General features: G+C 73.3%; 14 protein-coding genes. 7 read left to right on the top strand and 7 right to left on the bottom strand.

Annotated elements, in window-relative coordinates:
* The first annotated feature begins 39 nt into the window (after window positions 1-39).
* Window positions 40-1731: a phenylacetic acid degradation protein PaaN gene (gene paaN, locus ACFVIU_RS09305; protein WP_385841608.1), complete on the top strand. Its 1692-nt coding sequence runs from the start codon at window positions 40-42 to the stop codon at window positions 1729-1731.
* Window positions 1732-1755: 24 nt separating this feature from the next.
* Here paaN and ACFVIU_RS09300 read toward each other — a convergent pair whose 3' ends face one another.
* From ACFVIU_RS09300 to ACFVIU_RS09290, 3 genes are read right to left on the bottom strand one after another with little or no spacing between them, the layout of a single operon-like run.
* Window positions 1756-2511, bottom strand: coding sequence for a TrmH family RNA methyltransferase (locus ACFVIU_RS09300; protein WP_385841607.1), 756 nt, complete (start codon window positions 2509-2511; stop codon window positions 1756-1758).
* A complete protein-coding gene (locus ACFVIU_RS09295) occupies window positions 2508-3767 on the bottom strand; it encodes an HTTM domain-containing protein (protein ID WP_385841606.1) in 1260 nt (419 codons plus the stop codon). Before ACFVIU_RS09295 ends, ACFVIU_RS09300 begins: the two co-directional genes overlap by 4 nt.
* Entirely contained in the window at window positions 3764-4528 is a 765-nt protein-coding gene (locus ACFVIU_RS09290; RefSeq protein ID WP_385841605.1) for a DUF5819 family protein, read from the bottom strand. Before ACFVIU_RS09290 ends, ACFVIU_RS09295 begins: the two co-directional genes overlap by 4 nt.
* 398 nt (window positions 4529-4926) lie before the next feature.
* Between ACFVIU_RS09290 and paaA the strand changes: the two genes are divergently transcribed.
* The 5 genes from paaA to ACFVIU_RS09265 all read left to right on the top strand — a co-directional run bounded on the left by paaA (window position 4927) and on the right by ACFVIU_RS09265 (window position 8627).
* Window positions 4927-5961, top strand: a complete 1035-nt coding sequence (paaA, locus tag ACFVIU_RS09285) for a 1,2-phenylacetyl-CoA epoxidase subunit PaaA (protein ID WP_385841604.1) — start codon at window positions 4927-4929, stop codon at window positions 5959-5961.
* Complete coding sequence (paaB, locus tag ACFVIU_RS09280; protein ID WP_385841602.1) at window positions 5958-6248, top strand: 1,2-phenylacetyl-CoA epoxidase subunit PaaB; 291 nt, start codon at window positions 5958-5960, stop codon at window positions 6246-6248. Before paaA ends, paaB begins: the two co-directional genes overlap by 4 nt.
* A 92-nt stretch (window positions 6249-6340) precedes the next feature.
* A complete protein-coding gene (paaC, locus tag ACFVIU_RS09275) occupies window positions 6341-7042 on the top strand; it encodes a 1,2-phenylacetyl-CoA epoxidase subunit PaaC (protein WP_385841809.1) in 702 nt (233 codons plus the stop codon).
* Window positions 7036-7563: a 1,2-phenylacetyl-CoA epoxidase subunit PaaD gene (gene paaD, locus ACFVIU_RS09270; protein WP_385841601.1), complete on the top strand. Its 528-nt coding sequence runs from the start codon at window positions 7036-7038 to the stop codon at window positions 7561-7563. Before paaC ends, paaD begins: the two co-directional genes overlap by 7 nt.
* On the top strand, window positions 7563-8627 hold the full coding sequence (locus ACFVIU_RS09265) for a 2Fe-2S iron-sulfur cluster-binding protein (RefSeq protein WP_385841600.1): 1065 nt from the start codon (window positions 7563-7565) through the stop codon (window positions 8625-8627). Before paaD ends, ACFVIU_RS09265 begins: the two co-directional genes overlap by 1 nt.
* A 51-nt stretch (window positions 8628-8678) precedes the next feature.
* Here the strand turns inward: ACFVIU_RS09265 and ACFVIU_RS09260 are convergent, their stop codons facing one another.
* Window positions 8679-9071 (bottom strand): hypothetical protein, encoded by a 393-nt coding sequence (locus ACFVIU_RS09260; RefSeq protein ID WP_385841599.1) that lies wholly within the window; start codon window positions 9069-9071, stop codon window positions 8679-8681.
* Window positions 9072-9218: 147 nt separating this feature from the next.
* Here ACFVIU_RS09260 and ACFVIU_RS09255 point away from each other — a divergent pair, with 147 nt between their 5' ends.
* Window positions 9219-10367: an acyl-CoA dehydrogenase family protein gene (locus ACFVIU_RS09255; protein WP_385841597.1), complete on the top strand. Its 1149-nt coding sequence runs from the start codon at window positions 9219-9221 to the stop codon at window positions 10365-10367.
* Between the two features lie 75 nt (window positions 10368-10442).
* On the opposite strand, the gene ACFVIU_RS09250 is transcribed toward ACFVIU_RS09255, so the two are convergent.
* The 3 genes from ACFVIU_RS09250 to ACFVIU_RS09240 form a co-directional block, all read right to left on the bottom strand.
* Complete coding sequence (locus ACFVIU_RS09250; RefSeq protein ID WP_385841808.1) at window positions 10443-10772, bottom strand: rhodanese-like domain-containing protein; 330 nt, start codon at window positions 10770-10772, stop codon at window positions 10443-10445.
* A gap of 49 nt (window positions 10773-10821) precedes the next feature.
* Entirely contained in the window at window positions 10822-11634 is an 813-nt protein-coding gene (locus tag ACFVIU_RS09245) for a hypothetical protein (RefSeq protein ID WP_385841596.1), read from the bottom strand.
* Window positions 11635-11791: 157 nt separating this feature from the next.
* The gene (locus ACFVIU_RS09240) at window positions 11792-13237 is read right to left on the bottom strand and encodes a DUF2252 domain-containing protein (RefSeq protein ID WP_385841595.1); all 1446 of its coding nucleotides are present in this window, start codon (window positions 13235-13237) and stop codon (window positions 11792-11794) included.
* Window positions 13238-13566 lie beyond the last annotated feature (329 nt).

Raw genomic sequence — 13566 nt, 5'->3', positions numbered from 1 at the left:
CTCGACGAAGAGTTCCCCCAGACGAGGAGTTGGTCCCTCATGGCCGCCGAACCGACCGCGCCCGAGCTGATCGCGAAGCACCGGCCCACTCTCGACCAGGCCCTGGAAGCGATCCGCACGCGGGCGTACTGGTCCCCGCATCCCGAGCACCCGAAGGCGTACGGCGAGCACGGCAGCCTGGACGCCGCCGCGGGCAAGGCCGCCTTCGACGCCCTGCTGGGCACCCGTGTCGACCTCGGTCAGCCGGGCACCGACGACTGGGTGGGCGGCGAGGTCTCGCCGTACGGCATCGAGCTGGGCGTCACCTACCCGCACGCGGACCTGGACGTGCTGCTGCCCGCGATGAAGGCGGGCCAGGGGGCCTGGCGGGACGCGGGCGCGGAGGTCCGGGCCGTGGTCTGCCTGGAGATCCTCAAGCGGATCAGCGACCGCACCCACGAGTTCGCGCACGCCGTCATGCACACCAGCGGCCAGGCGTTCATGATGGCGTTCCAGGCGGGCGGCCCGCACGCCCAGGACCGCGGCCTGGAAGCGGTGGCGTACGCGTACGCGGAGCAGGTCCGCACGCCGGGCACGGCGGAGTGGAGCAAGCCGCAGGGCAAGCGGGACCCGCTGGTCCTCACCAAGGACTTCACGCCGGTCCCGCGCGGCATCGGCCTGGTCATCGGCTGCAACACCTTCCCGACGTGGAACGGCTACCCGGGCCTGTTCGCCTCCCTCGCGACCGGCAACGCCGTCCTGGTCAAGCCGCACCCGCGCGCGGTGCTGCCGCTCGCGCTGACCGTGCAGGTGGCCCGGGAGGTGCTCACCGAGGCGGGCTTCGACCCCAACCTGGTGGCGCTGGCGGCCGAGCGCCCGGGAGAGGGCATCGCCAAGACCCTCGCCACCCGCCCCGAGATCAGGATCATCGACTACACCGGCTCGACGGCCTTCGGCGACTGGCTGGAGACCCACGCCCGCCAGGCGCAGGTCTACACGGAGAAGGCCGGCGTCAACACGGTGATCGTGCACTCCACCGGCGACTACAAGGGCATGCTGTCCAACCTGGCGTTCTCGCTGTCCCTGTACAGCGGCCAGATGTGCACCACCCCGCAGAACCTGCTCATCCCCCGGGACGGCATCCGTACCGACGAGGGCCCCAAGACCTTCGACGAGGTCGCCGCCGACCTCGCCCGCGCGGTCGACGGCCTGCTCGGCGACGACGCCCGCGCGAACGCCCTGCTGGGCGCCATCGTCAACCCGGACGTCAAGGCCCGCCTGGAGGCCGCGGCCGGTCTCGGCGAGGTCGCCCTCGCCTCCCGCGAGATCAGCAACCCGGAGTTCCCGGACGCCGTCGTCCGCACGCCCGTCATCGTCAAGCTGGACGGCGCCAAGCCGGACGACCAGGCCGCCTACATGAGCGAGTGCTTCGGCCCCGTCTCCTTCGCCGTCGCGGTCGACTCGGTGACCGACGCGGTGGAGCTGCTGCGGCGCACGGTCCGCGAGAAGGGCGCGATGACGGTCGGCGCCTACACCATCGACGCCGAGGTGGAGCGGGCGATCGAGGAGGTCTGCCTGGAGGAGGCCGCCCAGCTGTCCCTCAACCTCACCGGCGGGGTGTACGTCAACCAGACCGCCGCCTTCTCCGACTTCCACGGCTCGGGCGGCAACCCGGCGGCCAACGCCGCACTGTGCGACGGCGCCTTCGTGGCCAACCGGTTCCGGGTGGTGGAGGTCCGCCGCGAGGGCTGACGGGAGGGCCGAAGAACCCCCGGGCTAGGAAGCCGGGGGTGCGCCCCCGGTGAGGCTCCAGTGGTACAGCGTCATCGCCACGCTGGTGGCGAGGTTGTAGCTGGAGACCTGGGGGCGCATCGGCAGCCGCAGCAGATGGTCGGCACGCGCGCGCAGCTCGGCCGAGAGCCCGCTGCGCTCCGAGCCGAACGCCAGGACGGCGTCGTCGGGCAGCGCGGTGCCGCGGATGTCCTGGCCCTCGGGGTCCAGGGCGAACAGCGGCCCCGCGGGCAGCTCCTCGACGCCGAGCCGCTCCACCACGGTCGCGAAGTGCAGTCCCGCGCCGCCGCGCACCACCGTGGGGTGCCAGGGGTCGAGCGTGCCCGTGGTGACCACCCCGGTCGCCCCGAACCCGGCGGCCAGCCGGATCACGGCGCCCGCGTTGCCGAGGTTGCGCGGGTTGTCCAGGACCACGACCGGCGCGGTGCGGGGCGTGCGGGCGAGCGTCCGCAGTCCGGCCTCGCGGGACGGTCGTACGGCGAGGGCGGCGACCCCGGTCGGATGCGGGCGCGGGACGAGCGAGGCGTACGTCTGCGCGGACACCTCGGTAAGCAGCGCGTCCAGCGTGTCCCGCACGTCCTCGGCCAGCTCGGCGGCGAGCGCGAGTGCGGCCCCCCGGTCGGTGGCGACCGCGACCGGCACCTCGGCACCGAAGCGCAGCGCGTGCTTCAGGGCGTGGAAGCCGTCCAGCAGCACGGCGGCACCGGCGTGCTCGCGCCAGCGGATCAGCGGGTCGGTCATGCGGTGAACCCTACGGCGCCGGGGGCGCTCTCCTCGGGGCTCGCACCGGGGCTCGTCCCGGAGCCCGTTTCGGGGCTCGCTTCGGAGCGCGGCGCGGGCACCGCGCCGTCACCCTGCCCGGCGAACCGCCCCCGCGCGCGCAGCGCCAGCGCCTGGATTCGGCGCAGGAAGGACGTCGGCAGGAAGACCGCGTCCGCGGTGATCATCGCCAGGGAGAAGAACGGCAGGCCGAGGACGACCGCGATCACCGCGTGCTCGGCCATCATCAGCACCAGCAGGACGTTCTTGACCCGCCGGTTGAACACCGTGAACGGGAAGGCGACCTGCACCATGACCGTGCCGTAGGCCGCGATCGTCATCATGATGCCGCTGGCCGACATCAGATCGGCGAGACCGGGCCAGGGCGTGAAGTAGTCCAGGTGCAGCGGGTAGTAGACGGCGGTGCCGTCCTGCCAGCGCGAGCCCTGGATCTTGTACCAACCGGCCGTGGCGTAGATCAGGCACGCCTCCGCCGCGATCACGAACATGGCGCCGTTGTGCAGCACGTTCGCGATCACGTCCAGCAGGATCTGCGGATGCGGCGACGTCGCCGCCCGGCGTCCGACCGCCCACCACAGGCCGAGCCCGGCCCACGCCGTCCACAGCAGCGCGGGGACCAGCCAGCCGTTGTCGAACCGGCCGGTCGCCGTCACCGTGACCAGGGCCAGTCCGAGCACCGTCCACAGCGCGGGGCCCGTCCAGTCGGCGGGCACCCGCTCGCCCCGCTCCCGTGCCGCCGCCTCGCGTGCCGCCCGCCGGGCGTCCAGCGACCACAGCCGACCGCAGCGGGTGAACACCAGGTAGAAGGACATCAGGTGCAGCACGTTGTCGCCGCCGTCGCCCACGAAGACACTGCGGTTCTGGAGCGACAGCACGCCCACCATGAACAGCACCGACGCGGTCCGGGTGCGCCAGCCGAGCAGCAGGGCCGCGCTGGCCAGGATCGCCAGCACGTAGAAGCACTCGAACCAGAGCTGCCCGTCGGACCACAGCAGGGCCGTGAAGGCGTGGTTGTCGGTGGTCAGCTGCTTGGCGAGGTTCCAGCCCCAGGGGCCGGCGGGCCCGTACAGCTCCTGGCGGTGCGGGTACTCGCGGAGCAGGAACAGCAGCCAGGTCCCGGCGAAGCCGATACGGATCACGGCGCTCTGGTACGGCGCGAGCGCCTCCCCGGTGACCTTGGCGATCCCCCGCGAGAGGGTCAGGGAGAACCGGTTCACCGCACACCTCCGGCGGCCTCGTCGGCGGCCACCGTCCACCACGGCAGCACGCGGTAGACCGGCTTGTCGGGCACCTGTTCATGGCTCCACTTCGGTGGCTGCACATTGGTGGTGACGGAACGGACCTGCACCCGCTGGATGACACCGTCACGGCTGGTCGGATCGGTCCGGTAGAGCCGCATCACCACGATCCGGCGCACGTACTGCTCGGACAGCGAGCCGCGCATGCCGACCGGGCGGTTGTCGTTGGTGTGCGTGGCGACGAGGAAGTCCCAGGCACGACGGACCTCGTTCTGCTGGGTGTGGCTGGGCAACAGGTTGCCGTCGATTGCCGCCCCGTCCTGCGCGGACAGGTCGATCCAGCCGGTGGTCCGCACACTGCCGTCCTTCATCTGCACCTCGGCGCGCACCTGGACGGCGATGTTCTGCTGGAGCGGGTTCGGCGCGAAAAGCTTCCAGTTCTGCTCGAACTCCGGGTAGACCCAGTCCTCCACCATCGTGCCGTGCTGCTTGGTCACCGCGTTCGCGGGGGCGACGCTGAGGAACACCATCAGCAGATGCACCCCGGCGGCGACCGCGACCACCGCGAGCGCCAGCGCCGCCGCGACCTGGTAGCGGGGGGAGAGAGCGGCGACACCGGTGGGCGGCGGGGACGGCTGCGCCGGATCCGGCACCGGAACCTCGTCCGGCACCGGAGCGCCCCCTCCGGGCTGCTGGGCCGGGGTGTCCGGGGGCCCCGAGTCCTCGTCGTACGCGTCCATTGCGCCCCGTCCCCCGTTTCGGTCAGTGGTCAGCTCGATGTCCGGGCCGGCGCTTCGGCTGAGCGGGTGACACGGCCGCACCCTGGGCACCGCATGTGTCACGAGCACCTCTCTTTGCCCGGCACTAGCACGGAACGGTACTCAGCCCCGGGCCGCGGGCGCAGCCCCGGGTACAACCGAGGGCCGTGGCGCTCACCACGAAAGGCCGCCGCCGGTCGGCCGGCGCCACCTGTCCCCACCTGCCCGGCGCGCTGATCCGCCGGGTTGTCCACAGGTGGCGCGGGGAGTTTTCCACAGCGGTTGACACCCCGCGGCGGCCCGGCACACCATGGATGCGCACGGACCGAACGATCGGTCGGGACGGAATCAATCACAGAGCCCGAGGTCAGGGGGACCGCATGGCCACAGCAGCCGCCGCGCAGCGCACGGCCGGCCCGGAACCGGACGGCGCACCGGACGCCACCGTCGACACGACGGAGTACCAGCACGCCTTCGACGCGGCCGTGGCCGCCGACGAGCGCATCGAACCGCGCGACTGGATGCCCGACGCCTACCGCTCGACCCTGGTCAGGCAGATTGCCCAGCACGCCCACTCCGAGATCATCGGCATGCAGCCGGAGGCGAACTGGATCACCCGCGCCCCCTCCCTGCGCCGCAAGGCCATCCTGATGGCCAAGGTCCAGGACGAGGCCGGCCACGGCCTGTATCTGTACAGCGCGGCCGAGACCCTCGGCGTCAGCCGCGAGGAGCTGCTCGACAAGCTGCACAGCGGCCGCCAGAAGTACTCCTCGATCTTCAACTACCCGACGCTGACCTGGGCGGACGTCGGCGCGATCGGCTGGCTGGTGGACGGCGCCGCGATCACCAACCAGGTCCCCCTGTGCCGCTGCTCGTACGGCCCGTACGCGCGCGCCATGGTGCGGATCTGCAAGGAGGAGTCCTTCCACCAGCGCCAGGGCTACGAGCTGCTGCTGGCCCTGAGCAAGGGCACCCCGGAGCAGCACGCGATGGCACAGGACGCGGTGGACCGCTGGTGGTGGCCCTCGCTGATGATGTTCGGCCCGCCCGACGACGAGTCCCAGCACTCGGCGCAGTCGATGGAGTGGAAGATCAAGCGCCACTCCAACGACGAGCTGCGCCAGCGCTTCGTCGACATCTGCGTCCCCCAGGCGGAGTCCCTCGGCCTCACCCTCCCCGACCCGGAGCTGCGGTGGAACGAGGAGCGCGGGCACCACGACTTCGGCCCGATCGACTGGACCGAGTTCTGGGACGTCCTCAAGGGCAACGGCCCGTGCAACGACCAGCGGATCACCCAGCGCCGGCGCGCGCACGACGAGGGCGCGTGGGTCCGGGAGGCCGCCGCGGCCCACGCGGCCAAGCACACCGGCGCCCCCGCCGGGGCGGCACACGAGACAGGAGCAGCGCGAGCATGAGCAGCACCACCGACTGGCCCCTGTGGGAGGTCTTCGTGCGTTCCCGGCGCGGCCTGTCCCACACCCACGCCGGCAGCCTGCACGCCCCCGACGCCGAGCTGGCCCTGCGCAACGCCCGCGATCTGTACACCCGGCGCGGCGAGGGCGTGTCGATCTGGGTGGTCCCGGCCACCGCGATCACCGCGTCCTCCCCGGACGAGAAGGACCCGTTCTTCGAGCCGGCCGCCGACAAGCCCTACCGGCACCCGACCTTCTACGAGATCCCGGAAGGGGTGAAGCACCTGTGACCGCCACCGGACCCGCCACCGGCACCCCGCCCGAGCCCGGCACCCCGCCCGAGCCCGCGGCCGACCCCGCCACCGGTTCCGCCACCCTCCCGGTGGGCGCCGCGCTCGCGCTCGGTGACGACGCCCTGGTGCTCTCCCACCGCCTCGGGGAGTGGGCCGGACACGCCCCGGTGCTGGAGGAGGAGGTCGCCCTGGCCAACATCGCCCTGGACCTGCTCGGCCAGGCCCGGGTGCTGCTGTCCATGGTGGGCGACGAGGACGAACTGGCCTACCTCCGCGAGGAGCGGGCCTTCCGCAACCTCCAGCTGGTCGAGCAGCCGAACGGCGACTTCGCCCACACCATCGCCCGCCAGCTGTACTTCTCCACCTACCAGCATCTGCTCTTCGCCGAACTCGCCGCAGGGGACGGCCCGTTCGCCCCGCTCGCGGCGAAGGCGGTGAAGGAGGTCGCCTACCACCGCGACCACGCCGAGCAGTGGACGCTGCGGCTGGGCGACGGCACGGCCACCAGCCAGGAGCGGATGCAGCGCGCCTGCGACGCGCTGTGGCGGTTCACCGGGGAGATGTTCCAGCCGGTGGAGGGCCTGGCCGTCGACTGGCCGGCCCTGGAGTCCCGCTGGCTGGAGTCGGTGACCGAGGTGCTCGGCCGGGCCACCCTGACCGTCCCGGAGGGACCGCGCACCGGCGCCTGGTCGGCCGGGGCCGGCCGGCAGGGCCTGCACACCGAACCCTTCGGCCGGATGCTCGCCGAGATGCAGCACCTGCACCGCAGCCACCCGGGGGCGTCATGGTGACCGCCACCGCCCTGGAGGCGGAGCTGCTGGAGCTGGCCGGCTCGGTGCCCGACCCCGAGCTGCCCGTGCTCACGCTCCAGGAGCTGGGCGTGGTGCGCGCGGTGCACATCAGCGGCCCCGACGCGGTCGAGGTCGAGCTGACCCCGACCTACACCGGCTGCCCGGCCGTGGAGACGATGACCCTCGACATCGAACGGGTCCTCCACCAGCACGGCATGCGCGAGGTCACCGTGCGCAAGGTGCTCAGCCCCGCGTGGTCGACCGACGACATCAGCGAGGAAGGGCGCCGCAAGCTGCGGGAGTTCGGCATCGCTCCGCCCCGCGTGCGCAGCGCCGCCGGCCCGGTGCCGCTGGCCCTCGGCCCCACACGCACGCTCGAGGCGGACACCGAGCCCGTCCACTGCCCGCACTGCGGTGCGGCCGAGACCGAGCTGCTGAGCCGGTTCTCCTCCACCGCCTGCAAGGCGCTGCGCCGGTGCCTGTCTTGCCGGGAACCGTTCGACCACTTCAAGGAGTTGTGATGGCCCGCTTCCACCCGCTCCCGGTGGCCGCGGTCGACCGGCTCACCGACGACTCCGTCGCCCTCACCTTCGCCGTCCCGCCCGGACTGCGCGAGGAGTACCGGCACGCACCCGGACAGCATCTCGCACTGCGCCGGCAGGCCGACGGCACCGAGATCCGGCGCACCTACTCGATCTGCTCCCCGGCGCCCGACCCGGCCGGGCCGGGACCGGACACCCTCCAGGTCGGGGTGCGGCTGGTCGAGGGCGGGGCGTTCTCCACCTACGCGCTGAAGGAGATCGCCGTCGGGGACGAGCTGGAGGTGATGACCCCGGCCGGCCGCTTCACCCTGGAACCGGCCCCGGGGCTGTACGCGGCGATCGTCGGCGGCAGCGGCATCACACCGGTCCTGTCCATCGTCTCCACCCTGCTGGCCCGGGAGCCCGAGGCCCGGTTCTGCCTGATACGGAGCGACCGCACGGCCGCCTCGACGATGTTCCTGGAAGAGGTCGCCGATCTGAAGGACCGCTACCCGGAGCGGTTCCAGCTGGTGACCGTGCTCTCCCGGGAGGAGCAGCAGGCGGGCCTGCCGTCCGGGCGGCTGGACGAGGACCGGCTGACCGGGCTGCTGCCCGCGCTGCTGCCGGCCGAGCAGGTCGCGGGCTGGTTCCTGTGCGGGCCGTACGGGCTGGTGCAGGGCGCGGAGCGGGCACTGCGCACGCTGGGCGTGGACGGCTCCCGGGTCCATCAGGAGATCTTCCATGTGGACGCGGGCTCGCCCCAGGCGGCCACCGCCCAGGCCCCCGCGCACAGCACCGTCACCGCCCGGCTCGACGGACGCGGCGGCTCCTGGCCGGTGCGGGACGGCGAGTCCCTGCTGGAGACGGTGCTGCGCAACCGCCCGGACGCGCCCTACGCCTGCAAGGGCGGGGTCTGCGGGACCTGCCGGGCCTTCGTGGTCTCGGGCGAGGTCCGGATGGACCGCAACTTCGCGCTGGAGAAGGAGGAGACGGAGGCCGGCTATGTCCTGGCGTGCCAGTCGCATCCGCTGACCGAGGAGGTGGAGCTGGACTTCGACCGCTGACGGAGACGCCCCGCCTCACCCCCGCCCCGCCCCCGCCTGTGACCGAGCGCTTCAGTCGGCGAGTCGGTTCGCGGAAAGCAGCCACCGCCAGCGTCGACGCTCCGTGACGAGGGTGGCGGCGACCAACAGGGTCACCGGGACCGCTGCCCAGGCGGGCCAGGCCAGCCACGAGGAGACCACGGCCGCGACGAGTTGGAGCAGCACCAGCAGGATCGTGGCCCAGCCCGGCACCGCGATGATCACATTGGCCTTGTCCCCCGGGGTGGAGAACAGCGTCGGAAGGCCGATCAGGACCAGCACGGACAGGGCGGCGAGCAGGACCGAGTAGCCGGCCAGGGCCCAGGGGGTGGCCACCCACGCGACGAGTTCCGCCGCGAAGCGCAGGGCGGACGCAGCGCGGTCGTCCGGTCGTCTCGAGGTCGGTGCCCCACCCGCGTCGGTCACCTGCGGACGATCTCACGCCGCGCGGCTGACTGCCAGAGGTGGGGACGCCTCCGCCGTTCCCTTCTCCTAGAACCTGTTCTATCTTGACGGGCCGTCAGATGCTGTGTCGGACGGATCGGATGACGGTTTCCGCCGGGAGGACAGGCCGTGGACTTCACCTTCAGCGAGGAACAGCGGGCGGCGGCCGAGGCGGCGCGGGGGGTGTTCGCCGGGGTCGCGCCGGACGCGGTGCCCAGCCCGGCCCTCACCACCGGTGCCGTGGCCGAGGGCTTCGACCGGGAGCTGTGGTCCCGGCTCGCCGGCGCGGACCTGCTGAGCCTGTTGCTCGGCGAGGCGCACGGGGGCGCCGGACTGGACGCCATCGCGCTCTGCCTGGTGCTGCGCGAGGCGGCGAAGGTCCTCGCGCGGGTGCCGCTGCTGGAGCACAGCGCGGCCGCCGCAGCCGTACAGGCCTACGGCGGCCGGGAGTTGGCTCAGCGACTGCTGCCCCGGGCGGGGCGGGGCGAGCTGGTGCTCACCGTCGCGGCGCACGGCCGTACCGGCCACGAGCCGGCCGAACTCGCCATCGGTGCGCGGCGGGAGGGCTCGGCATGGGTGCTGGACGGGGTGCAGACGGCGGTGCCGTGGGCGTACGACGCGGACCTCGTCGTCGTACCGGCACACCTCGGCGAGGCGGGGGCGGGGGCGGGGCGGACCGTGCTGGCGCTCGTGCCGCGCGAGGGGGACGGGGTGTCCCTCGCCGAGCAGGTGTCCACCAGCGGGGAGCGGCTGGCCGAGCTACGGCTCACCTCCGCCCGGATCGGCGCGGGGGAGGTCATCGAGGCCGAGGGGGCGTGGGAGTGGCTGCACGCGCTTCTCGCCACCGGCGTCTGCGCGCTGGCGCTGGGGCTGGGTGAGCGGGTGCTGCGGATGACCAGCGAGTACACCGGAAAGCGCGAGCAGTTCGGGTATCCGCTCGCCACCTTCCAGGCGGTGGCCGTCCAGGCCGCGGACCGGTACATCGACCTGCGTGCCATGGAGGCCACGCTCTGGCAGGCGGCGTGGCGGATCGCCTCGGGGGCGCCGGGGGCGCTGCCCGCCGCCGGGGACGTCGCCGTGGCGAAGATCTGGGCGGCGGAGGGCGTGCGCCGGGTGGTGCAGACGGCACAGCATCTGCACGGCGGGTTCGGCGCGGACACCGACTACCCGCTGCACCGCTACCACGCCTGGGCCAAGCACCTGGAGCTGGCGCTGGGCCCCGCGGCGGCGTACGAGGAGCGGCTGGGGGACCTGCTGGCCGCCCACCCGCTGGGCTGACAGCCACGCACTCCGGCACCGGACCGGACCAAACCGAACCACACCGGACCGGCGCGATCGGGTCGGAGTCGAGATCTACAGGACGTGACCCGGGTTGCCCTCGTCCGTGATCACCGGGCGGCCCGCGGCCTGCCAGACCTGCATGCCGCCGTCGACGTTCACGGCGTCGAGACCCTGCTGCACCAGGTACATGGTGACCTGGGCGGAGCGGCCGCCGGAGCGGCAGATGACATGGACGCGGCCGTCCTGCGGGGCGGCCTCGGTCAGCTCGCCGTACCGGGCCACGAAGTCGCTGAGGGGAATGTGCAGGGCCCCCTCGGCGTGGCCCGCCTGCCACTCGTCGTCCTCGCGGACGTCCAGCAGGAAGTCGCCGTCCTTGAGGTCCGTGACCTCGACCGTGGGCACACCAGCTCCGAAATTCATGCCTCCGACGCTACCCGAAGGCCGCGGCGGCTCAGTCCTGCGCGAGCAGGGCCGCCAGTTCCGCCTCCCGCTGGGCGATGTCGGCGCGCAGCCGCTCGCCGATCTCGTCGAGCAGGCCGTCGGGGTCGTCCGGGGCGAGCCGGAGCATGCCGGCGATCGCGCCGTCCTCCAGTTCCCGGGCGACGAGGGTGAGCAGTTCCTTGCGCTCGGCGAGCCATTCGAGGCGGGCGTACAGCTCCTCGGCGGGACTCGGACGCCGCTCGGGCGGCACCGGGCCGGCCGCCCACTCCGCGGCCAGCTCCTCCAGCAGCGTGACGTCGCCGCGGGCATAGGCGGCGTTGACGCGGGTGAGGAAGTCCTCACGCCGCTGCCGCTCGTCCTCCTCCTGCGCCAGGTCGGGGTGGGCCTTGCGGGCCAGCTCGCGGTAGAGCTTGCGGGCCTCCTCGCTGGGCCGCACCCGCTCGGGCGGCCGTACCGCCTGATCGGTGAGCATGGCGGCGGCTTCCGGGAACAGCCCGTGGCCGTCCATCCAGCCGTGCAGCAGCTCCTCGACACCGGGGATGGGCAGCACCCGGGCGCGGGCTTCCTCGGCGCGGCGGAGGTCCTCCGGATCGCCGGTACGGGCGGCCTTCGCCTCGGCGATCTCGGCGTCCAGCTCCTCGATACGGGAGTAGAGCGGGCCGAGTCGCTGCTCGTGCAGCCGGGAGAAGTTCTCCACCTCGACCCGGAACGTCTCGACGGCGATCTCGTACTCGATCAAGGCCTGCTCGGCGGCCCGTACGGCCTTCTCGAGCCGTTCCTCGGGCCGCGGGGCCTGGGACTGGTCGGCTTCCGGGGTCGTCACCCGCCCAGCGTAGCCGCTGCGCCCGCCCCCCGGCCCGGGCGCCGGGCGCCGGGCGCCCCACCAGACCCCGGCCCCTGTCTCCCGAGCACCCTCCCCAAGCCCTCTCCCCCAGCCCTCTCCCCGCGCCCTCTCCCCGGGCAGTCCTGCTCGCCCCTTCTCACACCCCCAGCTCGGCCGCGATCCGGCCGTTCCGTATCCCTGCGACCAGCTCGGCGTGGTCGGCCTCCGTGCGGTCGGCGTAGGCGACGGCGAAGTCGGCCATCGCCTCGTCCAGCTCCTCGTTCTTTCCGCAGTAGCCGGCGATCAGGCGCGGGTCGGCGCTGTGGGAGTGGGCGCGGGCCAGGAGCGCGCCGGTCATCCGGCCGTAGTCGTCGACCTGGTCGGCGGCGAGCGCGGCCGGGTCGACGCTGCCCTTGCGGTTGCGGAACTGGCGCACCTGGAAGGGGCGCCCCGCCACGCTCGTCCAGCCCAGCAGGAGGTCGCTCACGACCTGCATCCGCCGCTGCCCCAGGACCACCCGGCGGCCCTCGTGCGCCACCGGCGCCGTCGCGAAGCCGGCCGTGGCCAGATGCGGCAGCAGGGCCGAGGGGCGGGCCTCCTTCACCTGGAGGACCAGCGGCTGCTCGCGGTGGTCCAGGAGCAGGACGACGTACGACCGGGTGCCGACACTGCCGGTGCCGACCACGCGGAAGGCCACGTCGTGCACCGCGTGCCGGGCGAGCAGCGGGCGCCGGTCCTCGCCGAGGGTGTCGACGTACGGCTCCAGGGCGGCGGCGACCGCCGCGGCCTCGGCGTCCGGGATCCGGCGCAGCACCGGCGGGGCGTCGACGAAACGGCGTCCGCCGTCCGCGGCCGCCTCGGTCGCCTTCGCCGCGAACCGGCCGCTGGTGTTGGCCCGCGCCTTCTCCGAGACCCGCTGGAGGGTGCCGAGCAGGTCATGGGCGTCGGCGTGGGAGACGAGTTCCTCGTCGGCGATGGCGTTCCAGGCGTCCAGCACCGGCAGCCGGGCCAGCAGCCGCATGGTGCGGCGGTAGGCGCCGGCCGCGTCCCGGGCCGCCGCGCGGCAGGTGTCCTCGTCGGCGCCGGCTTCCCGCCCGGCCAGTACGAGCGAGGCCGCGAGCCGCTTGAGGTCCCACTCCCAGGGTCCGTGCACGGTCTCGTCGAAGTCGTTCAGGTCGATGACCAGGCCCCCGCGCGCATCGCCGTACAGGCCGAAGTTGGCCGCGTGGGCGTCCCCGCAGATCTGGGTGCCGATCCCGGTCGTCGGGGTGCGGGCCAGGTCGTGGGCCATGAGCCCGGCCGAGCCGCGCAGGAAGGCGAACGGGGTGGCGGCCATCCGGCCCACCCGGATCGGGGTGAGTTCCGGGATCCGGCCGGCGTTGGACTCCTCGACCGCGCGCACCGCGTCCGGGCGGGAGGAGTCCAGGTCGAGAGTGCGGTGCGCGGTGCGCGGCACGCTCTCCCGGAGCGCCTTGCCCTCCTGCTTGGGCGAGCCCTGCGGGGGCCAGTGACCGAAGCCACGTACCCGCGGCAGCCGGCGCCCGGCCGCCCCCGCCCCGTCCGCTTCCAGCACGCCCGTCACACCCACACCGGCATCGGCCACCGGGACCGCCTCCCCCGCACAAGCCACGTCGAATCAATGGCGAATCAATTGCGAGCAGACGGTACAGCCGATGCCGGTCCGGCGGACCACCGCCCGAACCACGGCCCGAACTGCCGCGGGCGGAGCCGCCGCTGAGGCCTTCCTCACAACACGCGCCACAACACGCCCCACAACAGGCGTCGCAACACGCGTCACAACACACGGCGAAAACACGGCACAAAGAGGAGTGGGGGGGGGGGGGGGGGGGAGGACGACCAGACCCGCCGGCTTGCGGTGTGGGGGGGGTGGGTGTGCACCCCCACCGGGGAGCGGACCGCGTCTATGAGACA

Origin of the sequence: Streptomyces sp. NPDC127190, from assembly GCF_042672505.1 — a bacterium.
In the GTDB taxonomy this organism is placed as follows: Bacteria; Actinomycetota; Actinomycetes; order Streptomycetales; family Streptomycetaceae; genus Streptomyces.
The sequence above is the reverse complement of the archived record's forward strand: the minus strand, read 5'-3'. Positions and strand labels throughout refer to the sequence as shown.

Excerpts from the sequence above, each read along its gene's own strand:
- paaN (WP_385841608.1), top strand. The coding sequence starts at position 40 with ATGGCCGCCGAACCGACCGCGCCCGAGCTGATCGCGAAGCACCGGCCC.
- paaD (WP_385841601.1), top strand. The coding sequence starts at position 7,036 with ATGGTGACCGCCACCGCCCTGGAGGCGGAGCTGCTGGAGCTGGCCGGC.
- ACFVIU_RS09265 (WP_385841600.1), top strand. The coding sequence starts at position 7,563 with ATGGCCCGCTTCCACCCGCTCCCGGTGGCCGCGGTCGACCGGCTCACC.
- paaA (WP_385841604.1), top strand. The coding sequence starts at position 4,927 with ATGGCCACAGCAGCCGCCGCGCAGCGCACGGCCGGCCCGGAACCGGAC.
- ACFVIU_RS09300 (WP_385841607.1), bottom strand. The coding sequence starts at position 2,511 with ATGACCGACCCGCTGATCCGCTGGCGCGAGCACGCCGGTGCCGCCGTG.
- paaB (WP_385841602.1), top strand. The coding sequence starts at position 5,958 with ATGAGCAGCACCACCGACTGGCCCCTGTGGGAGGTCTTCGTGCGTTCC.
- ACFVIU_RS09290 (WP_385841605.1), bottom strand. The coding sequence starts at position 4,528 with ATGGACGCGTACGACGAGGACTCGGGGCCCCCGGACACCCCGGCCCAG.